The following is a 23820-nucleotide window of genomic DNA, read 5'->3' as shown; positions in this document are numbered from 1 at the left end:
GTTGAAATGCGTGTTTCCCGCCCCCTTCCGCGTGGGGAAGTTGGCCGGGGCGATGCACCGGGTTGGCGCGGGGCACGCTTGGCGTGCCCCGCCATGGCGTCTGACTTACTCGACCATGGCTTGCGCCAGCACGCCCAGCGCGGCGTCGAACTGCGCCTGCGGAATCGTCAGTGGGTAGAGGAAGCGGATCACATTGCCGTAGGTGCCGCACGTCAGCAGCAGCAGGCCGGCGTCCAGCGCGCGGCGCTGCACGCGCAGCGCGTGCTCGGCGCTCGGCGCGCCCGTGGCGGGGTCGCGGAACTCGGCGGCGATCATCGAGCCCAGCCCGCGCACCTCGGCCAGCGCCGGGCAGGTGGCGCGCAGCGCGGTCAGGTGCTCGCTAAGCTGCCGGCCCAGTGCGTTGGCACGCTCGCACAGCTGTTCCTCGGCAATGGTGTCGATCACCGCGTGCGCAGCGGCCACGGCCAGCGGGTTGCCCGCGTAGGTGCCGCCGAGCCCGCYCGGCAGCGGGGCATCCATGATGGCCGCGCGGCCACACACCGCCGACAGCGGCATGCCGCCGGCGAGGCTCTTGGCCATCGTCACGAGATCGGGCCGCACGTCGTAGTGCTCCATCGCGAACAGCTTGCCGGTGCGGCCGAAGCCGGTCTGCACCTCGTCGGCAATCATCACGATGCCGTGGCGGTCGCACACGGCGCGCAGGCCGCGCATGAAGTCGGCCGGGGCCGGCTGGAAGCCGCCCTCGCCCTGCACCGGTTCCACGATGATGGCCGCCACGCGGTTGGGATCGATATCGGTCTTGAACAGCCCTTCCAGCGCCTGCAGCGCCTGCGCCGTGCTGACGCCGTGCAGCGCGTTGGGGAACGGCGCGTGGAAGATGTCCGACGGGAACGGGCCGAAGCCGACCTTGTACGGCGCCACCTTGCCGGTCAGCGCCATGCCCAGCAGCGTGCGGCCGTGGAAGGCGCCCGAGAACGCGATCACGCCCGGGCGGCCGGTGTGGGCGCGCGCGATCTTGACTGCGTTCTCCACGGCTTCCGCGCCCGTGGTGAACAGCGCGGTCTTGTTCGGCCCGGGCACCGGCGCCAGCTCGTTGATGCGCTGGGCCAGCGTGACGTAGCTCTGGTACGGCACCACCTGGTAGGCGGTGTGGGTGAAGCGGTCCAACTGGGCGACGATGGCCTGCATCACACGCGGATGCCGATGCCCGGTGTTCAGGACGGCGATGCCGGCGGCGAAGTCGGTGTACTGGCGGCCCTCCACGTCCCACAGGGTGGCGTTCTCGGCCCGGTCTGCATAGAAATCGCACATCACGCCAACGCCTCGCGGCGTGGCCTGGGCACGGGATTGGTTCAGTTCGCTGTTTTTCATGGGTCCGAGGTCTTGGAGCAGGGAGTGACAGGTGTGACGTGCATTCCAATCCCCTTTGGCTCTACAATCCAGCGCCACTTCGACAAATCAGATGGTGCCAATGTGAAATCGATCTGCGGCGACCTGCTGCTCCAGCGGCTCGGCCAGCCGACCGACCAACCGCTCAATCGGGCGCTGTACGCCTGCATCCGGGGGGCGATCCTGGACGGCAGCCTGGCGCCCGCCACGCGCCTGCCGCCCCAGCGCGACCTGGCGGCGGAGCTGGGCCTGTCCCGCAACACGGTGATGTTTGCCTACGAGCAGTTGCTGGCCGAGGGCTACCTGCGCGCCCGCACGGGCAGCGGCACCTTCGTGGCCGACACGGCGCCCGAGCGCTACCTGAACGCCACCGCCGCCGACAGCGCGCCGGCCACGGCAGACGCCATGCCGGGCCTCTCGCCGCGCGGGCAGCGGCTGGTCTCGAGTGCCTCCGCATCGCCCATCCAATGGGGCGCCTTCATGCCCGGCGTGCCGGACCTGACGCGCTTCCCGCATCGGCGCTATGCCCAGATCGCCGCGCGGCTGTGGCGCCGGCCGCAGCCCGAATGGCTCAGCTACAGCCACGGCGGCGGCCTGCCGGCCCTGCGCGAGGCGGTGGCGGCCCACCTGCGCGTGGCGCGCTCCGTGCGCTGCGATGCCGATCAGGTGCTGATTACCGAAGGCATCCATCAGGCGATCGACCTCGTGGCGCGCATGCTGGGCTCGCCGGGCGATCAGGCGTGGGTGGAGGAGCCGGGCTACTGGGGCATCCGCGGCGTGCTGCAGGTCAGCGACATCGGCATGGTGCCGCTGCCCGTGGACGCCGAAGGGCTGTGCCTGCCCGATGCGGACGCCAGCGCCCCCGCGCCGCGCTTTATCTTCGTCACGCCCTCGCACCAGTATCCGCTGGGCGCCGTGATGAGCCTCCGGCGGCGGCGCGCGCTGCTGGAGTTCGCGCGGCGGCACGGGAGCTGGATCGTGGAGGATGACTACGACAGCGAATTCCGCTTCTCCGGCCAGCCGATTCCGTCGCTGCAGGGTATGGAGCCGGACGCGCCGGTGCTCTACATCGGCACCTTCAGCAAGACGCTCTACCCCGGCCTGCGCATGGGCTATCTGGTGCTGCCGAAGGGGCTGACGGAGGCCTTCCAGACCGCCCATTCCGACCTGTACCGCGCCGGCCACCTGATGACGCAGGCCACCGTGGCCGAGTTCATGCAGGCCGGCGACTATGCCGCGCACATCCGCCGCATGCGCCCGCTCTATGCCCGGCGGCGCGCGGTGCTGGCCGGGCTGATCGAACGCTACCTCGGGACGGAGGCGCTGCACGAACACGCGAGCAACGCCGGGCTGCACCTCGTGCTGCGCCTGCCCGACCACGTGGACGATGTGGCCCTGACGGCGGACATCCGCGCGCGCGGCATCCTGGTACGGCCGCTATCGCGCTATTTCATGGGGCCGACGGTTCGGCGCGGGCTGCTGCTGGGCTATGCCTGCGTGCCCGAGGAAGACATCGGCCCCGCCTTCGACGTGCTGCTCGATTGCCTGCTGCCCCGGCTCAGACCGACCTAGGATACAAAGGCTTCGGTAACGTGGTGAGCAGGAGGACGTGATGATTCATGCACATCGATCGATGCTATGCCGGCTGCTCGCCATCACCACGCTGTGGCTGGCCGGCTGTGGCGGTGGCGGCGGCGACGTCCAGATCACCAGCGGCAGCACGCCCGCCACCCTCGCGATCGTCGTGTCCGGCCTGCCCGCCGGCACGCCGGCCAACATCACGGTGACCGGGCCGGGCGGCTATCGGCAGACCGTCGGCCAGACCGTCACGCTTGGCAACCTCGCGGCCGGCACCTACACCGTGACGGCGGCCCCGGTACTGACCGGATCGACGTCCTACCAGCCCTCGCAGGCCGCGCAGACCGCGATGGTGGCCGCCAACACGGCGCCCACTATCGGCGTGAGCTACGGCGCGCCCTCGGACATGCGGCTGTCGCTGACCCAGGTGGCGGAAGGCTTCGCGGCGCCGATCTTCCTCACCGCACCCGCCAACGACCCCCGGCTGTTCGTGGTGGAGCGCGCCGGCCGGGTCCGCATCGTGCGGGACGGCAGCGTGCTCGCCGCGTCCTTCCTCGACCTCTCCATCCTCACCACCACCGACGGCGAGCGCGGCCTGTTCTCGATGGCGTTCGACCCCGCCTACGCCACCAACGGGCGCTTCTACGTCTACTACACCGACCAGAACGGCGCGATCACCGTGGCGCGCTACACGGTCTCGGCCAGCAACCCGGACGCAGCGAACCCCACCGGCACGTTGCTGCTGTCGATTCCGCACCCGGGGGCCAGCAACCACAACGGCGGCCAGCTCGCGTTCGGCACGGACGGCATGCTCTACATCGGCACCGGCGACGGCGGCGGTAGCAACGACCCCGCCAACAACGCCCAGAACAGCGGCACGCTGCTGGGCAAGATCCTGCGCATCGACGTGAGCGGCGCCAGCTATACCGTGCCGGCCGGCAATCCGTTCGCCGGCGGTGGGGGCGGACGCCCCGAGATCTGGGCCACCGGGCTGCGCAACCCGTGGCGGTTCTCGTTCGATGCGAACGGCCTGCTCTATATCGCGGATGTCGGCCAAGGCCAGCGCGAGGAAGTCAACGCCATGCCAACCGCCAGCGGCGGCCTCAACTACGGATGGGATCGTCTGGAAGGCACCGCCTGCGTCGGCGCCACCGCGTGCGACCCCGCCGGCCTGACCGCGCCCGTGTTCGAGTACAGCCACGACGCCGGCGGCTGCGCCATCGTCGGCGGCTACGTCTATCGCGGCGCGGCCCTGCCCGAACTCCAGGGCCGCTATTTCTACACCGACCTGTGCACCGGCAAGCTGGCGAGCTTCCTGTACCGCGACGGCGCCGTTTCCGAGCGGGTGGACTGGCCGGTCACCGCCAGCGGCAGCGTCTACTCCTTCGGCATCGATGCCGCGCAGGAACTCTACGTACTGGCCGACGCCGGCACGTCTTCGACGAGCGGCAAGGTGTATCGGGTACAGCGGGCGCCTTAGGGGCGCCTTAGGGGCGCCTTGCGGGGGGGCGCCAGCGCCACACGCCGTGATGGCGGATAATCCCGCATCCTCACGACGCCCTCCCCACCCCCATGCATGCCAGCGCCACCCGCCGCCTCGACGGGACCACCCTGTTCCTGCTCACCTTCCCGCCACTGGCCTGGGCGGGCAACGCCATTGTCGGGCGGCTGGCCGCCGGTACGTTTCCGCCCCTCACGCTGAATTTCGTGCGCTGGGTACTGGCCGGGACCTTGTTGGGGCTCTACGCCTGGCGCGGGGTGGTGGAACATCGGGCCACGCTGCGCCGGCATGCGGGGCTGCTGACGGCGATGGGCGTGCTGTCGATTGCCAGCTACAACGCGTTCCAGTACCTCGCGCTGACCACCTCGACGCCGATCAACGTCACCTTGATTGGCGCCTCCACGCCGCTGTTCCTGCTGATCATCGGCGCGCTGTTCTTCGGGGAGCGCATGCGGCCGTGGGCTGTGGCGGGGGCGCTGCTGTGTCTGGTGGGGGTGTCTTTCGTGCTGGTGCGCGGGGAGTTGGGGCGGCTGGCGCAGCTCGACTTCGTGCCCGGCGACCTATACATGCTTGCGGCGACCATCGCCTGGAGCGCCTATACCTGGCTGCTGCGCAAGCATCGCCCGGACCTGCCGCTGCCGGTGCTGCTGTTCGCGCAGATCGTCACCGGCGTGGTGGCCAGCGTGCCCGTCACGGCGTGGGAATTGATGACGCTGTCGACGCCCATCCCCTGGAACGGCAAGGTGATGGGCATCCTGCTTTATGTGTCGACGATTCCCTCGCTGCTGGCCTACTTCGCCTGGGACCGCGCCATCGCACGGGCCGGCGCGCAGTTGCCGGTGTTCTTCATCACGCTGACGCCGGTGTTCGCCGCCCTGCTCTCCACGCTGCTGCTCGGCGAGTCGCCCCACTGGTATCACGGCGTGGGGCTGCTMACCATCGCCGCAGGCATCGGGCTGGCGCAGCGGCGCTGAATGACGCTGAAGGGTGCTGGCTAGCGCCCCAGCCGTTGATGGAAGGCCATCAGCGGCGTGGCCGTCAGGCCGTGCAGGACGATGGAGAACACCACGGTGCACAGCGTGGCGTGGATCAGGAAGGGGCTCCATTCCTCGCCGGCGGTGTGCGTCAGGGCATAGGCCAGGTAGTAAAGCGAGCCGATGCCGCGAATGCCGAACCACGCGGTCAGGCGCCGCTGGCCGCGCGCCATGGGCAGGTCGAAGGTGGACGCATAGACCGATAGCGGCCGGATCAGGCAGATCAGCAGCAGCGCCAGCACCACGTACTGGGCGTGGAAGACCTCCCGGGTCAGCATCGCCCCGATCAGCAGGGTGACGCACAGCTCGGCCAGCCGTTCGATATTGAACGAGAACTCCGAGGCGGTATGGGTGAGGTAGGCGGCGGCCTTGCGCTCGTGCGTGGAGGTGGTCTCGACATCGGCCGTATGCAGCGGTCCCAGCACCTCCGCCGGCGAGGTGGCGGGATTCTCGCGGCGCTCCACCTGCCGCATCGCCAGCCCCGCCGCGAACACGGCCAGGAAGCCGTAGGTGTGCAGCAACAGCGCGGCGCCGTAGGACACGCCGATCAGGCCCAGCGTGAGGAAACTCTCCAGCCMCACCGCCTCATGGAAGCGCAGCCGCAGGACCAGGATGGTCTTGCTCGCCAGCCAGCCCAGCAGCCCACCGATTGCCAGCCCGCCGAGGGTGCTCCAGACCAGATCGACCGCCATCCAGCGGCYGCCCCACGCGCCCAGTTCGTGGAAACCCAGCAAGCCAAGGCCGAGCATGACGAACGGGAACGCCGCGCCATCGTTCAGGCCGCCCTCACCCGTCAGGCTGTAGCGCACCACGTCGCGATCCTCGGTATCGGCCATCTGCACGTCCGAGGCCAGCACCGGGTCCGTGGGCGCCAGGATCGCCCCGAGCAGCACCGCCAGGCCCAGTGGCACCTGCAGCCAGCCCACCGCCACGGCGCAGACGCCGCCGATGGTCAGCAGCATCGCCACGGTGGCCAGCCGCACCGGCAGGCGCCAGACGCGGTACGTCATCTGCACCCGCAGCCGCAAGCCCACGCCGAACAGAGCGACGAGCACGGCCAGCTCGGTGATCCATTCCAGTACCCTCACGTGGCCCGGGTCCGTCAGATCGAGCACGATCAGCCCGGCCCCGCCGGGCCCCAGCGCCATCCCCACTAATAGATACAGGCCGGACGGGGACATGGGCAGGCGCTTCACCATGGAGTCGATCAGCCCCATCGTGATCAGCAGCGCGCCAATGACCAATGCCCAGGTCGCGAACAAGCTGGCTCCTCTATTCGATATATCCCGGTCGAGACTTTCACAGTAGGCGGCGCGGCGGGCGGGCGCTGTCGGGCGGACCCCGTAGCGCCGTGTCAGTGAAGACCTCCCGACACTGGTGCGTGCGCGCACCACGCAGGGGCTTGCGGGTGGGCGGCGGGGTGTGGGTGGCAGGCCGAAGGCGCCCAGCAGCCGGTCACGCGTGAACAGCCACGTGGTTAATCGACTGATTTCATTGACATTTTCCACGTCTGACCGGGCTTCCCCCTGCCCAAAAGTCCCTTTGGCACGGTGATTGCTATCTTGTATCCAAGATTGGATTTCAGATAGGACTCTCATGCGTACCTCTACCTCGGCCACCACAGCGGCCACGACAGCCGCCCCCGGCGAGGCCGATGCGGCGTGGATCGCGCGGTTCGATACCCCGGTCGTCGCCCCGCACCCGGAGCACGCCCCGCTGGCCGGCCTGCGTTTTGCGGCCAAGGACAATATCGACGTGGCTGGCGTGCCGACGACCGCCGCCTGCCCCGAATTCGCCTACGTGCCGGACGCCCACGCCACGGTGATCGCGCGCCTGCTGGGCGCCGGCGCGGCGTTGGCCGGCAAGACCAACCTGGACCAGTTCGCCTGCGGCCTGAATGGCACGCGCTCGCCCTACGGCGCCGTGCCCAATGCGTTCGACCCGGCCTATGTCAGCGGCGGGTCGAGTTCCGGTTCGGCGTACGCGGTGGCCAGCGGTGAGGTTGACTTCGCGCTGGGCACGGACACCGCCGGCTCCGGCCGGGTGCCCGCCGGGCTCAACAACATCGTCGGGCTGAAGCCGAGCAAGGGCCTGATCTCCGCCCACGGCGTGTTCCCCGCCGCGCAGAGCGTGGATTGCGTGTCGATCCTGGCACGCACGGTGGCCATGGCGGTGCGCGTGCTGGAAGCCGCCGCCGGCCATGATCCGCAAGACCCGTACTCGCGCGCGCTGCCGCTGGCGCGCACGCCGCTGCCGGCTGCGTTCCGCTTTGGCCTGCCGGCCGAGCCGGAGTTTTTCGGCGATGACCTCGCCCGCCGGGCCTTCGACGCCGCCGTTGCCGCGCTGGAGGCGCTGGGCGGTCGCGCGGTGCCCATCGACTATGCCCCGCTGGCCGAAGCCGCCGCGCTGCTCTATGACAGCGCGCTGGTCGCCGAGCGCTACGCCGCCGTGCGCCCCTTCTTCGACCGCGCGCCGGGCGCGGTCATCGAGCCGGTGCGTTCGATCCTGGCCGCCGGCAGCCGCTACAGCGCCGCCGATGTGTTCGATGCCCAGCACGCGCTCCAGGCCCTGGCCCAGCGCGCGGCCACGATGTGGCAGGACATCGACGTGCTGTGCGTGCCCACGGCGCCGACGCATTGCACCATCGCCGCCATGCTGGCCGATCCGGTGGTACGCAACCGCGAACTCGGCCACTACACGAACTTCGTCAACCTGCTCGACTACGCCGCGCTGTCCGTGCCCGCTAGCCTGCGCCCGGACGGGCTGCCGTTCGGCATCACGCTGATCGGCCAGGCCGGCAGCGACTGGCAGCTCGCCGACCTGGGGCAACGCTTCCACCACGCCACGGGGCTGACGTTGGGTGCGACGGGCGAGCCGCTGCCCGCGCCGGTGTCCATTGCCGGGCTGGCCCCGTCCCCCGCCACTCATCTGCCGCTGGCCGTGGTGGGCGCCCATCTCTCTGGCATGCCGCTGAACGGTCAGTTGACCGAACGCGGTGCGACGCTGGCCGAGGCCACCACCACCGCGCCGCACTATCKGCTGCACGCGCTGCCCGGCACCACCCCGCCAAAGCCCGGCCTGCGCCGCGTGGACGCCGGGGAGGATGCCGGCGCCGCCATCGCGGTGGAGGTGTGGCAGGTGCCGCTCGCCGCCGTCGGCAGCTTCCTGGCGCTGGTGCCGGCCCCGCTCGCGCTGGGCAGCCTCGAGCTGGCCGATGGCCGCTGGGTCCATGGCTTCGTCTGCGAAGGCCATGCGCTGCACGGTGCGCCCGATGTCAGCGCCCATGGCGGCTGGCGCGCCTATATCACGTCGCTCTCCGCCGCTTGACCGTCTTCCGAATCCTCAACATTCACGCACAGGAACCTGCCATGACCCGCTCCACCTCCCGTCCCGCCACCGTCTCCCCCTCGCGCCGCCGCGCGCTGAAGGCCGGCGCCGCCGCGCTGTCCGTGCTGGCCGCGCCGGCCATCGTCCGCGCGCAGGGTACGCCCAAGCTGCGCATCGGCTACTGGCCGGTCGCCTCGGGCCTGCCCTTCTTCGCCGCCGTCGAAAAGGGCTATTTCAAGGAAGCGGGGCTGAACGTCGAGCCGATCAAGTTCGCCAGCCCGCAGCAGGTCATCGAGGCCATCCTGGCCGGCCGCTGCGACGGCAGCGCCAATGGCACCGCCTCGGCCGCGCTGGCCATCGGTGACATCGCCCAGCCCGGCCTGCTGAAGATCTTCTGCACCAACCCGACCAACGCCAAGTTCGTGCTCGACGAGTTCCTCGTGGCCAAGGACAGCCCGATCAAGACCGTGGCGGAACTCAAGGGCAAGCGCGTGGCGTGCGGCCCGGGCCTGCAGAACGTGGTGCTGGCCAAGACCATGCTGGAGCGTGCCGGTGCCGGCAAGATCAGCGTGACGGAACTGCCGATTGGCCAGCACGTGGCGGCGCTCGCCGCCGGCCAGATCGATGGGGTCTACTCGCTCGAGCCGACCGGCACCATCGGCCGGCTCAACGGCACCACGCGCACGCTGGAAGCCGGCGTGGTGGCGCGCTACATCCTCGGCGACCCGATGGCCCCGTGGCATGGCGGCTCGGCCAGCCTGACCACGGAATTCCTCGGCAAGAACAAGGACGTGGTCAAGGCCTACCTCGCCGCCTACCGGCGCGGCGTGGTGCTGGTGCGCCAGAACCCGACCGAGGCGCGCCCCTTCCTCAAGGGCTATACGGCCATCGAAGGCGCGCTGACGGCCGAGGTGCCGATGGCTGACTACCTGTTCTTCGACGAATTCAAGGCCAGCGACGCCGCCCACTTCCAGAAGTTCTACGACCTGTTCACCGAAAAGGGCATCTTCTCGCGCAAGGTGGACGTCAACACGCTGCTCTACAAGGCCTGACGACCATGTCCGAACTCTCCGATACCGCCGCCGTGCCGGGCACGGCCCCGCCCGCCGGCCAGTCCTGGGCGCCCCCGGCCTCGCACGACGCCGCGCCACGCCGGCCCCTCGGCGACCGACTCTTGCCGATGGTCGGCCCGCTGGTGCTGTTCTTGATCTGGGACCTGGTGGTCCGCTTCGGCCTGATCAAGCCGATCCTGCTGCCGAGCCCCGGCGATACGCTGGTGGCGCTGGCCACCGGGCTGGCCGGCGGCGAGCTGCTGGCGGACTTCGCCGTCACCGTCGCGCGGACGCTGCAGGCGTTCGCCATTGCGGCGGTGGTTGGCATGCCGCTGGGCGTGCTGCTCGGCAGCAATGAGCGGGCCTACCGCAGCGTGGAGTTCCTGATCGACTTCTTCCGCTCCACGCCGTCTTCCGCGCTGATTCCGCTGTTCCTGCTGATCTTCGGCGTGTCCGACATCAACAAGATAGCCATCGCCGCCTTCGGTGCCCTGCTGATCGTGGTCTTCAACAGCGCCTATGGCGTGATCAACGCGCGCAAGCAGCGCGTGATGGCGGCGCGCGTGATGGGCGCCTCCCGCTGGCGCATCTTCCGGGACGTGCTGGTCTGGGAGAGCCTGCAGCCGAGCTTTGTCGGCCTGCGCTCCGCCGTGTCGATGGCGCTGGTCATCGTGATCGTCGCGGAGATGTTCATCGGCTCCGAGAACGGTCTCGGCCACGCCATCATCGATGCCCAGCAGGTGCTCAACGTCAAGACCATGTACGCGGCCATCCTCGCGGCCGGCGCGCTCGGCTACGTGCTCAACATCGCGTTCCTCGTGCTGGAACGCCGCATCGTCCATTGGAGTGGAAGGTAACCATGACCACCGTTCTGTCCCCTGCCCGCCACGCCGACGTGCCGGTGCCGCCGTTCCGCCCCGGGCCGCCGGGCACCCACATCACCATCCGCGGGCTGACCAAGTATTTCGCCGGCTGGCCGCTGTACGAGAACTTCGACCTCGACATCCCGAAAGGCAAGATCGTCTCGGTGTTCGGCCCCAACGGCTGCGGCAAGAGCACGCTGATCAACATGATCGCGGGGCTGATTCCGATCGACCGGGGCGAGATCCTGTTCGACGGCAAGTCGCTCAAGGACACGCGCATCGGCTACGTGTTCCAGAACTACCGCGAGGCGATGTTCCCGTGGATGCGGACCATCGACAACATCGCCTATCCGCTCCTGCTGGAGGGCCGCAGCAAGGCCGAGGTGGACCGGCGCATGGCGGAGCTGGTGGCGTCCTTCGACGTGAAGTTCGACCTGAACCGCTACCCGTACGAGCTGTCTGGCGGGCAGCAGCAGACGGCGTCGATCATGCGGGCGTTGGCGCCCCGGCCCGAGGTGCTGTTCCTCGACGAACCGTTCTCCGCGCTCGACTTCGAAATGACGCTGTTCATCCGGGAGAAGCTGCAGGAGGTGTTCATGCAGACCGGCACGACCATGCTGCTGGTCTCGCACGACCTGGAGGAGGCGGTGTACCTGGCCGACCAGATCCTGCTGCTGACCAAGCGCCCGACGCGCGTGGCCGAGATCCTCGACTACGGCGACGCGCGGCCGCGCACGGTGGAGACGCTGTCGCAGGCGAGCTTCGTMGCGGCCAAGCGGCAGAGCCTGGAGATCTTCCAGCGTGAAGTCAGGCGCTGAAGCGTGCCCCCGGGGCCGGTGGCGACCCGGCCGGCGCCGGCGCATAATGGGCGCCAGCGCCGGCCCAGCCTTCCCCATGAGACCCGCACCGCGCCTATCCCCATGAATGCCATGCCCCCTACCGATGCCGAACGCACCTCGCGTGCCGACGATGTGTACGCGCTGCTGAAGCGCGATATCGCCGACTTTCGCCTCGTGCCCGGCGACCGCTTCACCGAGAACGAAGTCTGCGAGCGGCTGGGCGTGTCACGCACGCCGGTCCGCCAGGCGCTGTTCCGGATGAAGCAGGAAGGATTCGTCGAGGTCAGCTTCCGCGCCGGCTGGCGCGTGCTGCCGTTCGACTTCGACAAGTTCGAGCAACTGTACGACTTGCGCATGGTGCTGGAGACCGAGGCCGTACGGCGGCTGTGCGCGATGGCGCCGGACAGCAACCAGGAGGCGCTGGCCGCGCTGGCGGCGATCTGGCTGGTGCCGCCCGAGGCGCGGCTGCCGGACATGGCGCGCGTGGGCGAACTGGACGAGGCTTTCCACTGCACGCTGGTGGAGGCTGCCGGCAATCCCGAGATGGCGCGCGTGCATCGCGACGTAACCGAACGCATCCGGCTGATCCGCCGGCTGGACTTCACCAAGCCGGCGCGCGTGGATGCCACGTATGAAGAGCACGGGCGCATCCTGCGCGCCGTGCTCGCCCATCGGTCAGATGAAGCCTGCAGGCTGCTGCGCTCGCACATCGGGGCGAGCCAGGCGGAGGTGCGCAAGATCACCCTGCACGAGGTCTACCTCGCCCGCAGCCAGGCGCGGGGCGAAGGGAAATGAACGGCCCCTGCAGCTTTTGCGGCGCGCCACTACAATGGCGCACACCCGGCCTGAAGCCGGGCTGACCTGGGGAGTCGAACATGCGGATTCTGGTAGTCGGAGCGGGTGCGATTGGTGGGTATTTCGGGGCGCGGCTGCTGCAGGCCGGGCGTGACGTCACGTTCCTCGTGCGGCCCCGGCGCGCGGCCCTGCTGGCCGAACGCGGCCTGCGGATCATGAGCCCGCACGGCGACGTGCGCGTGGAAGACCCACCCACCGTGCTATCCACCCAGATCACCGAGCCGTACGACGTGGTGCTGCTGAGCTGCAAGGCCTACGACCTCGACGGCGCCATGGACAGCTTCGCGCCGGCCATGGGCCCCGGCACGGTGGTCATCCCGATGCTCAACGGCATGCAGCACCTGGACAAGCTCGATGCGCGCTTCGGCGCCGAGCGCGTGATGGGTGGCCGCTGCATGATCTCCAGCACGCTGGACGAGCAAGGCACCATCCTGCATCTGTCGGCCTTCCATATCCTCTCGTTCGGGGAGCGCCCGGCTGGCAATACCGAACGCGCGCGCGCCGTGGCCGCCTTGCTCGAGAACGCCGGTTTCGACGTGCAGCGCAGCGAAGCGATCATGCAGGACATGTGGGAGAAGTGGCTGTTTCTGGCGACGCTGGCGTCGGCCACCTGCCTGATGCGGGCGACGATTGGCGACATTCTGGCCGCACCGCGCGGGCGGGAGACCATTGCGGCGCTGCTCGATGAGTGCGCGGCCATTGCGGCCGCGAACGGCTATCCGGCGCGGGCGCCGGCGCTCGAGCAGGCTCGGGCGACACTGTTTGCGGAAGGTTCACCGCTGATGGCGTCGATGCTGCGCGACCTGGAGCGTGGCGCTGCCATCGAATCGGACCAGATCGTGGGAGATTTGCTGGCGCGGCGCGGCAAGACGCCGGCGCCGACCCTGGAACTGGCCCTGACGAGTCTCAAGGCCTACGAGGCGCGCCGCGCACGCGGCTGACGCCTCGGGTACTCAGACGCCGAAGCCGGGCGCGCCGAATTTCGTCAGCAGCTGTTCGATCAGCGCCATGTCTTCGGTGCGCGGCGTGCGGTCCTCGACCACGCGGGACGGCCCGCCGTAGGTGGCGCTGACGTGCCGGCGCACGGTCAGCACGTCATCGGCCGGCGGGGCGATGTTCACGGCATCGCCCGGCTCGTGCCGGTAGCTGCCGTCCATCCAGCCCTTGGGCGTCAGATGCATGATTTCCCATTCGTCATTGGCTGACATGACGGCCTCTTCCAGGTCGGGATGGCTCATGACTGCGCTCAATTCTTGTGCCGGTAGTTGATGCGGCCCTTGGTCAGGTCATAGGGCGACATTTCCAGCGTCACGCGGTCGCCGGCCAGAATCCGGATGCGGTTCTTCTTCATGCGGCCCGACGAATATGCCCACACCTGGAAGCCGTTTTCGAGAACGACGCGGAAACGGTTATCGGGCAGCACTTCGGAAACGTGGCCGCCGAATTCGACGAGATCTTCCTTAGCCATGACGGGCTCCTTGATTAGCGTGGGCAGTGGCGCCCGGTTGATGGTGTCGCGCAGCCAGGCGCGTGATGGCGCCTTCGCCGGCACAGCGGGCGGCATGCTTGGCCCGGGCGGCGGTGCGGTAGGTGTCGTGGCGCATGGCCACGTTGGCCACCACGCGTTCCATGCCGTCCTTGTATTCGCGGATCAGGTAGGCCGCGAACCAGACGCCTGGCTCTTGCTCGATGGGGTACACGGCAACCGTGTACGGCGATTCAATGATTTGCGTTTGCTGCAATGTGATGTGATGTCTCGTTTCGCGTGAACGCGCATGCGCAGGCTGGGCACCGATGTGCGCCTCTGCTTGCCAGTTGGTTCCAACGCGATGGGAAGGGGGTCAATGTGCGCGACACGCACTGAGGCGCATGTCGTCGCGATTGACGCGGAGTGACCGTGCTTGCGTAAGCTGGCGCGCTGGTACGGGGCGTGCCGGGTACGGAGCGGACTTGCCGCCGGTCATTATGGTGACGGGCCACGTGGCCCGGATCGATTCGGGTGTACGCCCGAAGGGTGCCAAAACTGAGTCTTTGTAGTGATGTCGGCACCCGGTCCTGTCGTTTGGAGAGAGGACCAAGTCCGGCATTATAACAGCTTCTTGCCTTGGGCCCTGATGCCATCGAACACGGCCCCGGCCACGTCCTGCGGAAATTCCCGGGGAAGGCGGGCCGCGACGGCGGCGATCGCCGGGTCCATGGCGGCAACGAGTTCGGCGATCATCGACTCCACCTCCGCCTCGGGCAGCCCCACCTGCCGCCCCTGCGCAATCCAGTGCCGACGCTGGATCTGGGCCAGCCGGTAGTAGTTCTGCGAGCCCCGCACCGCCATGGCCATGCGCGCCTTCTGTATGGCGAGTTGATTGGCGCCGCCCCCGACGATGGGATGTGCCGAAAGCACGTCATACAGCGGCGTGGCCCAGTAGCGACCGCCCGGCCCGATGCTCAGGCTGAAGTTCTTGGCATGCCCGTCCGTGGCGGCGAGCATCCAGAACAGGATCTGCGTCTTGAAGAAATTGCGACGATCCGCCTCGCGCGCGTCGGAGCCGGCCAGGATCGCCATGATGTCCGCGATGCCCGGCCCGCCATCGGCCTGATACTTGGCCAGCGGGGACATGCCCATCGCCTGGCAGAAGTCCTCCTGCGGCAGGCGCAGGATCCACTCGCCATCGGGCGCCACGCGCCGGTCGAAACGCTCGACCACGAGCGCCTTCTGATCCTCGAACATCGCCATCTCGCACGCCGCGATGGGCAGGCCGAAGGCCTCGACCAGCTGCGCGCAAAGCCATTCGTTCTCGACGGACGTGCGCATGTCCGCGCGCATATTGCCTACCAGCCCGAGCGGCAGCTTGAGGATATGGGTCGTCGGCGTACTGCCGTGCGGAACGAACCATTGGCCGTCCCGGCGCAGCAGCGCGGTCTTTTCCTGCGCGCCGGCGATCGACAGGCGCAGGTMGGCATCGTCGCCATGCTGGCCGAGGGGCGATGCACTCGTGGTGTCGCGCAGCAAGCGGGCGATGTGGGCGTCATCAGCCAGGCTGCCTTCGATGACGCGCAGTTCTTCGGGTACCTCGCCTTCGGGGAGCAGCTGCAGCGCGCCCACGCAGTCGCGGCCCAGCGCCGTGAGCAGATCGAACGGACCGATGCCGCGCGTGCGATAGCGCTGCGCGAGCCGCCGGCGGATGGCGTCGCTGTCCGGCAGCAGGTTGTCGAAGTAGTCCGTCACCACGCGGCCGCGATACGGCGCGTTGTCTGACCGGAACGGCATCGAAAGCGACAGCGGCCGGCCTTGCGCGCTGTGGATCCAGCGGGCCGCATAGTGGAAGGTCTCGCCCTCGCTGCCCTGTGCCCACACGCCCGTGAAATGGCCGTTCATCCAGACGCCGAGCTGGCGTCGCAGAGGTCGACGTCCCATTACCAGGGCTCGCTTGGCGGGGGCTGGCGGAGCATGGAGCCGCCGCCGCGATAGTCCTCGTCCCCATCGGTCGACAGGAGCATTTCCACGTCCAGCGCCTGCAATACCGCATGCAGCCGCTCCACGCTGACGCGTGCCGGGTTGGCTTCCAGCCGGGCATAGGTCTGCTGGCTCACCCCCAGGCGCGCCGCGAGTTGCGCCTGGGTCAGCCCGCGGGACTTGCGGAAGCCCTGGAGGATCGGCCGTAACTGGCTGATGATGCGGATGGGATACATAGTCGGATGTATGCTCGGATGGGGGCGCGAATACAGCTAGGAAGTTGTAAAGCCGTTTTACGCCATTTTGGCTGTATTTTCAAGATACAGCCTATCGGGCGTAAAACGGAAATACAGCCATTAAGCTGTATCGACGCGGCCCATCGGGCACGCCGTGGTACATTCCGGCCCCATATCCCTCCTGATTGCATGACACGCCCCGATGCCCGTGCGTCCCGATCCGTCCGCCGCCAAGCCGCCCTCGATGAACGTCAAGACCGCCCTGCGCGTGCTCGAGATCATCGAGACCTTTGCGCGCGAACGGCGCGCGCTGTCGCTCTCGGAGCTCTCCCGGCTGCTGTCCGTGCCAGCCTCTAGCTGCCTGGCGCTGATCCGCACACTGACCTCGCTAGGCTATCTCTATGAGACGGCCCGCAGGCAGGGCTACTACCCCACCGGCCGGCTGCTGGCCATGGCCCAGCAGATTGCCCGGCACGACCCCGTACTCGATCGCGTGCACGGCACCATGAGCGAATTGCGCGAAGCCACTGGCGAGACCATCGTTATCGGCAAGCTGCATGAGGGCCACGCGGTGGTGTATCTCGATGTGCTCGAATCGCCACATGCGATCCGCTACATCGCCACGGCCGGCGAGCGGCGCGAACTCCATGCGAACTCGATCGGCAAGGCGCTGCTGGCCGCCATGGACGACGCCGAGCGCGCCGCCCTGCTCCCGCAGCTTCCCTTCCAGCCGTTCACCGCGCGCACGCTAGCCACGCCGGCGGCGCTGGAGGACGACCTCCGGCAAGCGCGCGAGCGCGGTGCGTTCGTGAATCTCAGTGAGTCGATGCCTGATGTCGGCGCGCTGGCCTGGCCGGTGCGGTTGTCGGGCGAGAGTTACGCGATTTCGATTGCCGGCCCGGTCTACCGGATCGAGCCGCATCTGGAGCGCTACGCGGCCATCCTGCGCGCGGCGTGCGCGGCGCTGGAGAAGATCTAGCCAGGCGGATCTAGTCGATCTGCTGCGCGCGGAGGCGCCATCCGGCCGGATTGGGCACCGACACCGAGGCCAGCGGCGCCGAAGCCGTCAGCGCCAGCACCGCGTCATCGCGCCGCCATGTGATGCCATTGGCGTGCGCCATCTGCACCGGCACGGCTTCCACCACGTGGCCCATCATGGTCCGGAACAGATTGCCGCCGTGGCACTTGATCCAGGCTTCCTTGAGCGTCCAGAGCTCGTAGAACGCCTCCAGCTTCGCCAACTCGTCACCCACGTCCAGCAAGGCCGGCAACGCGTCGCGCTCGGCCTCCGTGGTGGTGGCCTCGATCAGCGTGTCCAGGTGCTTGCGCGGCTGCATGTCCTCGATGTCGATGCCAACCGGCAGGTCGGACACGGCGCAAGCGAGGTGATCACCCGAATGGGCAATCGACAGGAATACCGGCGTGCCGACGGCCCCCCTGGTATGGGTCGCCAGCGGCGGCGCATCCTCGGCGGCCGACAGCGACCATTCCGCCGCCTCCCCGCCGAACGTCACCGCCAGCAGCCGCCGGGCGAGCCAGCGGCCCGCCGCGAACTGCTCGGCGCGGGCCCGGGCACGCATGGCGGCCAGCCGCGCCAGTTCCTCGGGTGACATCCAACGGCTGACGGGCGGCGCCATGGCCGCGAATGCCATGACCGATCCTGTGCGCAGCGCGAGCGGCATGGCAATCGTCCTGAAAACGTCTCAAACAGGTCCCGTCGATGGCGCCTTACTTGGCGGCCACCTTGGCGTAGGTGCCCTTCAGCGTCACGCCCACCACCACGGCGCCGGCGTGGCATTCGTACTCGGTGTTGCTGGCGTTGGTGTCCTTCTTGTAATAGCTCACCATGTCCACCACCGCATTCACGCCCAGCGACTTGGCCTTGTCCTGGAACGAGATCAGCGCCGAGAGCGCGGCCCAGCGGCACGCTTCCTCATCGGCCTTGCCCACGCCGTTGGTCTTTTTGTTCGAGACGTCGCTGTCCTTCTTCTCGAGCACCTTCGGCGTCTTCTGGCCGGCCAGGTAGAACGCAACCGAGCCGTCGAGCTTTTCCTTGGCTTCCGGCATGTTCAGGACGTCCTGGAACGGCAGCATGTACTTGGTGTCGCGCGCGGCGGCAGGGGTGGACAGCAGCGTGCCTGCACAGGCGAGGGCAACCAGCGGGAGAGCGAATTTCATTGACCTTCCTTTGTTCTTGATTGTTGAGGGATGAAAACGGCGGTACGGCTCGGGTACGGCTTCCTGCTCAGGCGTCCCAGCGGCGGAACACCAGCGAGGTGTTGATGCCGCCGAACGCGAAATTGTTGCTCATCACGTACCCGGTGTCGAGTCGGCGGCCTTCGCCCATGATGTAGTCCAGCGGCGCGCAGCGCGGATCCGGGTTGACGAGGTTCACCGTGGGCGCGAACCAGCCGTCGCGCATCATCTCGATGGTCATCCACGCCTCCAGCGCCCCGCACGCGCCCAGCGTATGGCCGAGATAGCTCTTCAGCGAGCTGACCGGCACGGCGCCACCCAGCACCGCGTGCGTGGCGTGGGATTCGGCGATGTCGCCATGGTCGGTGGCCGTGCCGTGCGCATTGACATAGCCGATGCGATCCGGCGCCAGCCCGGCGTCCTCCAGCGCCTGCCGCATGGCCACGGCCATCGTCGCGGCCTGCGGCTGGGTCACGTGCGCGCCGTCGCTGTTGGTGCCGTAGCCGACGATCTCCGCCAGGATGCGCGCGCCGCGCGCCTGGGCGTGCTCCAGTTCCTCGAGCACCAGCGTGCCGGCGCCCTCGCCCAGCACCAGCCCGTCGCGGTCTGCGTCGAACGGGCGCGGCGTGGCCTCGGGGGCGTCGTTGCGCGTGCTGGTGGCGAACAGCGTGTCGAAGACGGCCGCCTCGGTCGCATCCAGTTCCTCGCCGCCGCCAGCCAGCATCGCCACCTGCCGGCCCGCGCGGATCGTCTCGTAGGCGTAGCCGATCCCCTGGCTGCCGGACGTACACGCGCTCGACGTGGTCAGAATCCGTCCGGTGATGCCGAAGAACACCCCGATATTGACCGCCGTGGTGTGCGGCATCATGCGGATATAGGTGGTGGCGCTGATGTCCTCGGTGGTGCGCTCGCTCATCATCCGGCCAAAGTCCTGGATCGCGGACGGCGTGCCCGTGGACGAGCCGTAGGCGATGCCCATCTGCCCGCCCGTGATGATCGGATGGCCGGTCAGCCCGGCATCCGCCAGCGCGGCCTCGCTGGCCAGCACCGCCATCAGGGCGACCCGCCCCATGGACCGCGTGGCCTTGCGCGTGTAGTGGGCCGGCAGCGCGAACGGCGGCACCGGTGCCGCCAGCTGCGTGTTCAGGCCCTTGATGTCGGCCCACTCCGGCATCTGCACCACGGCATTGCGGCCGCTGGCCAGGCGCGCGCGCACCGTGGTCCAGTCGTTGCCCAATGCGCTGATTGCGCCCGCGCCGGTTACGACAACCCGCTTCATCCGAACATCCCCCCGTTCACCGAAATCACCTGCCGTGTAATGTAACCGGCATCCGGCGAGAGCAGGAAGGCCACCGTGGCCGCCACCTCGTCCGGCGTGCCCATGCGCCGCGCGGGAATCATCTTCAGCGCTTCCTCGCGCACATGCTCGTCCACCATTTCCGTGTCGATCAGCCCCGGCGCCACGCAGTTCACCGTGATATGGCGCTTGGCCAGTTCGATGGCGAGCGCCTTGGTGGCGCCGATGATGCCGGCCTTGGCGGCGCTGTAGTTGGTCTGGCCGCGGTTGCCCACCAGCCCGGACACCGACGACAGCGTGACGATGCGGCCCGGCTGGCGGCGCTGCACCATCGGCATCACCAGCGGATTGAGCACGTTGTAGAAGGCGTCGAGATTGGTATGCACCACCTCGTCCCATTCCTCCCCGCTCATGGCCGGGAACGCCGCGTCCCGCGCGATGCCAGCGTTGCAGACCACGCCGTAGTAGGTGCCGTGTTCCTCGATGTCGGCATGCAGCACGCTGGCGGTGGCCTGGCGGTCGCTGATGTCGAAAGCCAGCACGCGCGCGTTGCGGCCGAAGGCGCGCACGGCGTCGGCCACGGAGTCGGCGTCGTCCCGGCGGGCGCGGCAGTGCACCACCACGTCGTAGCCGTCGCGCGCGAGCCGCAGCGCAATGGCGCGGCCAATGCCGCGCGAGGAGCCCGTGACCAGCACGGTCTTGTTCGTCATGCTTGCTGCCCCTGGAGAAACGCCTGCGCGTCCGCAGGCTGGAAAACGGAAACATTGGCGCGCGCCACGTCGCGGCCATCCATCTCGAGCGTGCAGGCGAACATGCCGAGGCCGTTGTCCCCGATCAGTTCCACCTGGGTGCGGATGGTCAGCACGCTGCCCACCGGAAATGCGGGCACGTCGCAGGCATAGCGGCGCGAGCCGAGCAGGAAGCCCAGCCCCGGCGGGCGGCCCGCCGCGCGCTCGCGCACACCGGCCCAGGCGGCAATCGTCTGGGCCATATATTCGATACCGACCCAGCCGGGCATGCCGGCATCGTCCACGAACAACTGCGTGGCGCGCACCGTGGCGCGGGCCACGCAGTGCTCGCCATCGGCCTCAACCAGTTCGTCGATCAGCCGCATGGCGCCCGCGTGGGGCACCACTTCGGACACCGGCGGCAGGAGTGGCGTGAAGTCAGGCTGCGTGTCAGATGCCGTCACGTCAGCCCTCCCCCATCACCAGCACGCTGTTGCTGCCGCCGAAGGCGAACGAATTGCTCATCACGTAGCGCGGGGCCCGGCCCAGCGACTCGTCCGCGCCCACCACGTGCAGCGGCGGCAGCGTCGGATCGGCCGCGCCGTCCCACCAGTGGGCCGGCAGCCGGCCACGCGGGTTGTCGGTCATGGTCAGCACCATCAGCGCCGCTTCCACGGCGCCGGCAGCGCCCAGCGTGTGCCCGGTCTGCGGCTTGGTCGAGCTGACCGGCACGTCGTGCCCGAGCAGGTCCGCCACGGCGCGGGATTCCATCGCGTCGTTCTGCTCGGTGGCCGTGCCGTGCAGGTTCAGGTAGTCGATGTCCGCCGGCTGCACGCCAGCGCGCGTCAGGGCCTCCTGCATGGCGGCGCGGGCGCCCGCGCCGGCCGGGTCGGGCGCGGACATATGGTGTGCATCGGACGTCTCGCCCCAGCCGGCCAGCCGCACCGGCCCGGCCTCGCGCGACATCAGGAACAATGCCGCGCCCTCGCCCAGGTTGATGCCGTGGCGATGGGCCGACAGCGGATTGCACCGCTCCGCGCTGACTGAGTCGAGCGAGCGGAAGCCGGCGATCGTGAACGCGCACAGCGTATCCACGCCACCGGCGATGGCGACATCGGCCATGCCCTGTTCCAGCAGCCGCGCGGCGGCGGCCAGCGCCTTCGCGCTCGACGAGCACGCCGTGGAAATCGTATAGGCCGGCCCGGCCGTGCCCAGCGCCAGCGCGAGGTACTGCGCGGGGGAGCCCAGCTCCTGCTGGCCATAGTGGAAGGCATCCGGCCACGTGCCGKCCGCGTGCCGCGCGCGCACKGCCAGCTCGCCGTCGCTGATACCCGAGGTGCTGGTGCCGAGCACGATGGCCACGCGGGTCGGACCCACGCGGGCGATGGCAGCTTCCACGGCGGGGCGCAGCGCGTCCAGCGTGCGGTCCAGCAGCGCATTGTTGCGGCTGAACAGCGCGGGAGCGATGCCGGCCGGCAGGTCGGTGGCGGCCACCGGCTCGCGCACGGTGCCCAGGTGCAGCGGCGTGCCGGGCGTGTAGCGGTCAGTGACTTCGCCGCCCGTCGGGCCGTCCGTGCGCCACAGCGCGGCGCGCACGGCGTCGTTGCCGCTGCCCAGCGCGCAGATGACATTCATCGCGTTCAGGAAGATCGTCATGGCCGTGCTCCTTCGCCCTGCAGCGTGCGGATGGTCAGCCGGTAGCCGTCGCGGCGCTGCACGAATTCCGTGGTGGCGGCGTCGGGATAGCGGATCTCGGCCACGAGTTCGTCACCGGCCAGCAGGCGGCAMATGGCCGGCGTGGCGTCCAGGCGCCAGCCCGGCGGCAGCGCCGCGCGAATGGCCGCCACGGGCCAGAGCGACAACTGCAGATCACTGAGGATACGCTCCGGCACGAGTTCCGCGGGCGCCCATGGCGCGCGTGTCACGTGCAGGTCACTGCCGTCCCAGTCCAGCCGGGCCAGCACCTGTCCGCCGGCCAGCGCGGCCAGCCGGGTGTGGCCGGCGTCGGCCTCCAGCAGCGCGAGGATGTCCCGCGTCTGCTCGCCCTGCGGCGACGGATAGCGCACCGTGATCTGCTGCTGCAGATGCAGGGTGCGACCGAGCGACGCGGGCGGCAGGCGCAGCAGCGGCACCGCCKGGCGGCCCGCTTCCGCCACGGGCGGCGTGGGGCCGGCCGGCGGCGTGGCGGCGCAACCGGCCAGCACGGCAAACGCCGCGCCGGCCAATATCGAACACGTCAGCCTCAGACCGCGCAAAGCTGCTCCAGCACGTTGAGGCGCCGCCGGGACTCGGCCACGAAGGGGTTGCTKCGGTCCCAGGCGTAGCCGGCCAGAATCGACGAGATCATCCGGCGAATCTCGGGCGTGGCGTTCGGATGGAAGATCAGGGTCTGGAAGCGGCCTTCGTACCAGGCTTCGACGAAGGTGCGGAAGCAATCCACGCCGGCCTTCAGCGGCTTGGCGTAGTCGGCCTCCCAGTCCACGGTCTCGCCGGCCAGCTGGCGGGCGAGGCAGGCGGTGGCCAGGCTGGCCGATTTGAAGGCGATGGTCACGCCCGACGAGAACACCGGGTCCAGGAACTCGCCGGCATTGCCGAGCAGCGCGTAGCCATTGCCCCAGAGCGAGCTGACGTTGGCCGAATAGCCGACGATCTGCCGCGCCGGCGTGTCCCAGTTGGCGTCGCGCAGCAGGTGCGCCAGCCCCGGTTCCTCGCTGACCAGCTGCTTCAGCTTGGCCATCTCGTCGCCCGGATACTGGTCCAGGAAGGACTTCTCCGCCACCACGCCCTGCGAGCAGCGGCCGTTCGAGAACGGAATGGTCCAGTACCAGACATCGACATGCTCGGGATGCACGCCGATGCGGATCTTGTTGCGGTCGAAGGTGCCGGGCGCCACGCGGTCTTCCACGTGCGTGAAGATGGCTGCGCGTACCGGGAAGTTCGACGGGGACTCGAGCTTCAGCAGGCGCGGCAGGATGCGACCGAAGCCGGAGGCATCGAGCAGGCACTTCGCCTGCACGTTGTACGCCTGCCCGTCCGGGTCGCGCACGGTGACCACCGGCTGCGCGCCGGTGACATCCACCGCTTCCACCACGTGGCGGAAGCGCACCTCGGCGCCCTGCTTCTCGGCCTCGCGGATCAGCACGTCGTCGAAATGCGCGCGCTGCACCTGGTAGGTGGTACCCCAGCCCTTGGAGAATTTGTCGCGGAAGTCGAATTCCGTGTAGCGGTCGCCCCGGGCAAAGGCGGCGCCGTTCTTGTACTGGAACCCGGCCTCCACCACGGCCTGCAGCATGCCGGCTTCCTCGATGTATTCCATGCTCTGCGGCAACAGGCTCTCGCCGATGGAGAAGCGCGGGAACGTCTCCTTCTCGATGACCAGCACCTGGACGCCGCGCTTGCGCAGCAGGCCAGCCGCCACCGAGCCAGCGGGCCCGGCGCCGACGATCAAAACCTCCACCTGTTCCGTTTTCATAT

The 23820-nt window shown here is 69.0% G+C and carries 25 protein-coding genes; 10 read left to right on the top strand and 15 right to left on the bottom strand.

Translation table 11 applies throughout. The annotated features are described in order from the left end of the window. Window positions 1–105 precede the first annotated feature (105 nt). Window positions 106–1371: a 4-aminobutyrate--2-oxoglutarate transaminase gene (locus tag AC1EJR_RS19365; protein ID WP_477147412.1), complete on the bottom strand. Its 1266-nt coding sequence runs from the start codon at window positions 1369–1371 to the stop codon at window positions 106–108. Window positions 1372–1473: 102 nt separating this feature from the next. Here AC1EJR_RS19365 and pdxR point away from each other — a divergent pair, with 102 nt between their 5' ends. From pdxR to AC1EJR_RS19350, 3 genes are all read left to right on the top strand, one after another. Further along, a complete protein-coding gene (gene pdxR, locus AC1EJR_RS19360) occupies window positions 1474–2961 on the top strand; it encodes a MocR-like pyridoxine biosynthesis transcription factor PdxR (RefSeq protein WP_092299862.1) in 1488 nt (495 codons plus the stop codon). Window positions 2962–3001: 40 nt separating this feature from the next. Then, window positions 3002–4447 (top strand): PQQ-dependent sugar dehydrogenase, encoded by a 1446-nt coding sequence (locus AC1EJR_RS19355; protein WP_477113560.1) that lies wholly within the window; start codon window positions 3002–3004, stop codon window positions 4445–4447. Window positions 4448–4539: 92 nt separating this feature from the next. Beyond that, on the top strand, window positions 4540–5442 hold the full coding sequence (locus AC1EJR_RS19350; protein ID WP_092299856.1) for a DMT family transporter: 903 nt from the start codon (window positions 4540–4542) through the stop codon (window positions 5440–5442). A 20-nt stretch (window positions 5443–5462) separates the two neighbouring features. Here the strand turns inward: AC1EJR_RS19350 and AC1EJR_RS19345 are convergent, their stop codons facing one another. Beyond that, complete coding sequence (locus AC1EJR_RS19345) at window positions 5463–6764, bottom strand: cation:proton antiporter (RefSeq protein WP_477147411.1); 1302 nt, start codon at window positions 6762–6764, stop codon at window positions 5463–5465. Window positions 6765–7098: 334 nt separating this feature from the next. Between AC1EJR_RS19345 and atzF the strand changes: the two genes are divergently transcribed. The 6 genes from atzF to panE all read left to right on the top strand — a co-directional run bounded on the left by atzF (window position 7099) and on the right by panE (window position 13379). Continuing rightward, entirely contained in the window at window positions 7099–8829 is a 1731-nt protein-coding gene (gene atzF, locus AC1EJR_RS19340) for an allophanate hydrolase (RefSeq protein WP_477147410.1), read from the top strand. A gap of 41 nt (window positions 8830–8870) precedes the next feature. Further along, window positions 8871–9881, top strand: a complete 1011-nt coding sequence (locus AC1EJR_RS19335) for an ABC transporter substrate-binding protein (protein ID WP_454757767.1) — start codon at window positions 8871–8873, stop codon at window positions 9879–9881. A gap of 5 nt (window positions 9882–9886) precedes the next feature. Continuing rightward, the gene (locus AC1EJR_RS19330) at window positions 9887–10738 is read left to right on the top strand and encodes an ABC transporter permease (RefSeq protein WP_441593444.1); all 852 of its coding nucleotides are present in this window, start codon (window positions 9887–9889) and stop codon (window positions 10736–10738) included. 2 nt (window positions 10739–10740) lie between these two features. Next, on the top strand, window positions 10741–11562 hold the full coding sequence (locus AC1EJR_RS19325) for an ABC transporter ATP-binding protein (RefSeq protein WP_092299844.1): 822 nt from the start codon (window positions 10741–10743) through the stop codon (window positions 11560–11562). 111 nt (window positions 11563–11673) lie between these two features. Next, on the top strand, window positions 11674–12378 hold the full coding sequence (locus AC1EJR_RS19320) for a GntR family transcriptional regulator (RefSeq protein WP_369823525.1): 705 nt from the start codon (window positions 11674–11676) through the stop codon (window positions 12376–12378). A gap of 80 nt (window positions 12379–12458) precedes the next feature. Continuing rightward, window positions 12459–13379: a 2-dehydropantoate 2-reductase gene (gene panE / locus AC1EJR_RS19315; RefSeq protein WP_441593445.1), complete on the top strand. Its 921-nt coding sequence runs from the start codon at window positions 12459–12461 to the stop codon at window positions 13377–13379. 12 nt (window positions 13380–13391) lie between these two features. Here panE and AC1EJR_RS19310 read toward each other — a convergent pair whose 3' ends face one another. From AC1EJR_RS19310 to AC1EJR_RS19290, 5 genes are all read right to left on the bottom strand, one after another. Continuing rightward, entirely contained in the window at window positions 13392–13646 is a 255-nt protein-coding gene (locus tag AC1EJR_RS19310; RefSeq protein ID WP_092299977.1) for a translation initiation factor 1, read from the bottom strand. A gap of 38 nt (window positions 13647–13684) precedes the next feature. Then, window positions 13685–13906, bottom strand: a complete 222-nt coding sequence (gene infA / locus AC1EJR_RS19305; RefSeq protein ID WP_092299836.1) for a translation initiation factor IF-1 — start codon at window positions 13904–13906, stop codon at window positions 13685–13687. Then, the gene (locus AC1EJR_RS19300) at window positions 13899–14180 is read right to left on the bottom strand and encodes an isochorismatase (RefSeq protein ID WP_092299833.1); all 282 of its coding nucleotides are present in this window, start codon (window positions 14178–14180) and stop codon (window positions 13899–13901) included. Before AC1EJR_RS19300 ends, infA begins: the two co-directional genes overlap by 8 nt. Window positions 14181–14524: 344 nt before the next feature. Next, the gene (locus AC1EJR_RS19295) at window positions 14525–15850 is read right to left on the bottom strand and encodes a type II toxin-antitoxin system HipA family toxin (protein WP_477147409.1); all 1326 of its coding nucleotides are present in this window, start codon (window positions 15848–15850) and stop codon (window positions 14525–14527) included. After that, window positions 15850–16125, bottom strand: coding sequence for a helix-turn-helix domain-containing protein (locus tag AC1EJR_RS19290; RefSeq protein WP_092299829.1), 276 nt, complete (start codon window positions 16123–16125; stop codon window positions 15850–15852). The genes AC1EJR_RS19295 and AC1EJR_RS19290 overlap by 1 nt, the downstream gene beginning before the upstream one ends. 244 nt (window positions 16126–16369) lie before the next feature. Here AC1EJR_RS19290 and AC1EJR_RS19285 point away from each other — a divergent pair, with 244 nt between their 5' ends. Continuing rightward, window positions 16370–17104 (top strand): IclR family transcriptional regulator, encoded by a 735-nt coding sequence (locus AC1EJR_RS19285; protein ID WP_092299975.1) that lies wholly within the window; start codon window positions 16370–16372, stop codon window positions 17102–17104. Between the two features lie 10 nt (window positions 17105–17114). On the opposite strand, the gene AC1EJR_RS19280 is transcribed toward AC1EJR_RS19285, so the two are convergent. The 8 genes from AC1EJR_RS19280 to AC1EJR_RS19245 all read right to left on the bottom strand — a co-directional run bounded on the left by AC1EJR_RS19280 (window position 17115) and on the right by AC1EJR_RS19245 (window position 23818). Further along, window positions 17115–17777, bottom strand: coding sequence for a 4'-phosphopantetheinyl transferase family protein (locus AC1EJR_RS19280; protein ID WP_441593447.1), 663 nt, complete (start codon window positions 17775–17777; stop codon window positions 17115–17117). Window positions 17778–17853: 76 nt separating this feature from the next. Next, the gene (locus tag AC1EJR_RS19275) at window positions 17854–18303 is read right to left on the bottom strand and encodes an excinuclease ATPase subunit (RefSeq protein WP_092299825.1); all 450 of its coding nucleotides are present in this window, start codon (window positions 18301–18303) and stop codon (window positions 17854–17856) included. A 67-nt stretch (window positions 18304–18370) separates the two neighbouring features. After that, a complete protein-coding gene (locus tag AC1EJR_RS19270; protein WP_454757765.1) occupies window positions 18371–19600 on the bottom strand; it encodes a beta-ketoacyl-ACP synthase in 1230 nt (409 codons plus the stop codon). Beyond that, entirely contained in the window at window positions 19597–20328 is a 732-nt protein-coding gene (gene fabG, locus AC1EJR_RS19265) for a 3-oxoacyl-ACP reductase FabG (RefSeq protein ID WP_144197106.1), read from the bottom strand. Before fabG ends, AC1EJR_RS19270 begins: the two co-directional genes overlap by 4 nt. Then, a complete protein-coding gene (locus AC1EJR_RS19260; protein ID WP_255370950.1) occupies window positions 20325–20810 on the bottom strand; it encodes a hotdog family protein in 486 nt (161 codons plus the stop codon). Before AC1EJR_RS19260 ends, fabG begins: the two co-directional genes overlap by 4 nt. Window position 20811: 1 nt before the next feature. Then, window positions 20812–22002 carry a beta-ketoacyl-ACP synthase gene (locus AC1EJR_RS19255; protein WP_477147408.1) on the bottom strand — a complete coding sequence of 397 codons (1191 nt, stop codon included), beginning with the start codon at window positions 22000–22002 and terminating at the stop codon, window positions 20812–20814. Further along, window positions 21999–22601, bottom strand: coding sequence for a DUF3261 domain-containing protein (locus AC1EJR_RS19250; protein WP_477147407.1), 603 nt, complete (start codon window positions 22599–22601; stop codon window positions 21999–22001). Before AC1EJR_RS19250 ends, AC1EJR_RS19255 begins: the two co-directional genes overlap by 4 nt. Beyond that, window positions 22589–23818: an NAD(P)/FAD-dependent oxidoreductase gene (locus tag AC1EJR_RS19245; RefSeq protein WP_092299810.1), complete on the bottom strand. Its 1230-nt coding sequence runs from the start codon at window positions 23816–23818 to the stop codon at window positions 22589–22591. Before AC1EJR_RS19245 ends, AC1EJR_RS19250 begins: the two co-directional genes overlap by 13 nt. Window positions 23819–23820 lie beyond the last annotated feature (2 nt).

The sequence above is a fragment of the Cupriavidus sp. 05T42 genome, from assembly GCF_056396345.1.
The sequence above is the reverse complement of the archived record's forward strand: the minus strand, read 5'-3'. Positions and strand labels throughout refer to the sequence as shown.

Excerpts from the sequence above, each read along its gene's own strand:
- AC1EJR_RS19355 (WP_477113560.1), top strand. The coding sequence starts at position 3,002 with ATGATTCATGCACATCGATCGATGCTATGCCGGCTGCTCGCCATCACC.
- AC1EJR_RS19335 (WP_454757767.1), top strand. The coding sequence starts at position 8,871 with ATGACCCGCTCCACCTCCCGTCCCGCCACCGTCTCCCCCTCGCGCCGC.
- AC1EJR_RS19330 (WP_441593444.1), top strand. The coding sequence starts at position 9,887 with ATGTCCGAACTCTCCGATACCGCCGCCGTGCCGGGCACGGCCCCGCCC.
- AC1EJR_RS19320 (WP_369823525.1), top strand. The coding sequence starts at position 11,674 with ATGCCCCCTACCGATGCCGAACGCACCTCGCGTGCCGACGATGTGTAC.
- panE (WP_441593445.1), top strand. The coding sequence starts at position 12,459 with ATGCGGATTCTGGTAGTCGGAGCGGGTGCGATTGGTGGGTATTTCGGG.
- AC1EJR_RS19310 (WP_092299977.1), bottom strand. The coding sequence starts at position 13,646 with ATGTCAGCCAATGACGAATGGGAAATCATGCATCTGACGCCCAAGGGC.
- infA (WP_092299836.1), bottom strand. The coding sequence starts at position 13,906 with ATGGCTAAGGAAGATCTCGTCGAATTCGGCGGCCACGTTTCCGAAGTG.
- AC1EJR_RS19290 (WP_092299829.1), bottom strand. The coding sequence starts at position 16,125 with ATGTATCCCATCCGCATCATCAGCCAGTTACGGCCGATCCTCCAGGGC.
- AC1EJR_RS19285 (WP_092299975.1), top strand. The coding sequence starts at position 16,370 with ATGAACGTCAAGACCGCCCTGCGCGTGCTCGAGATCATCGAGACCTTT.
- AC1EJR_RS19280 (WP_441593447.1), bottom strand. The coding sequence starts at position 17,777 with ATGGCATTCGCGGCCATGGCGCCGCCCGTCAGCCGTTGGATGTCACCC.
- AC1EJR_RS19275 (WP_092299825.1), bottom strand. The coding sequence starts at position 18,303 with ATGAAATTCGCTCTCCCGCTGGTTGCCCTCGCCTGTGCAGGCACGCTG.
- AC1EJR_RS19270 (WP_454757765.1), bottom strand. The coding sequence starts at position 19,600 with ATGAAGCGGGTTGTCGTAACCGGCGCGGGCGCAATCAGCGCATTGGGC.
- fabG (WP_144197106.1), bottom strand. The coding sequence starts at position 20,328 with ATGACGAACAAGACCGTGCTGGTCACGGGCTCCTCGCGCGGCATTGGC.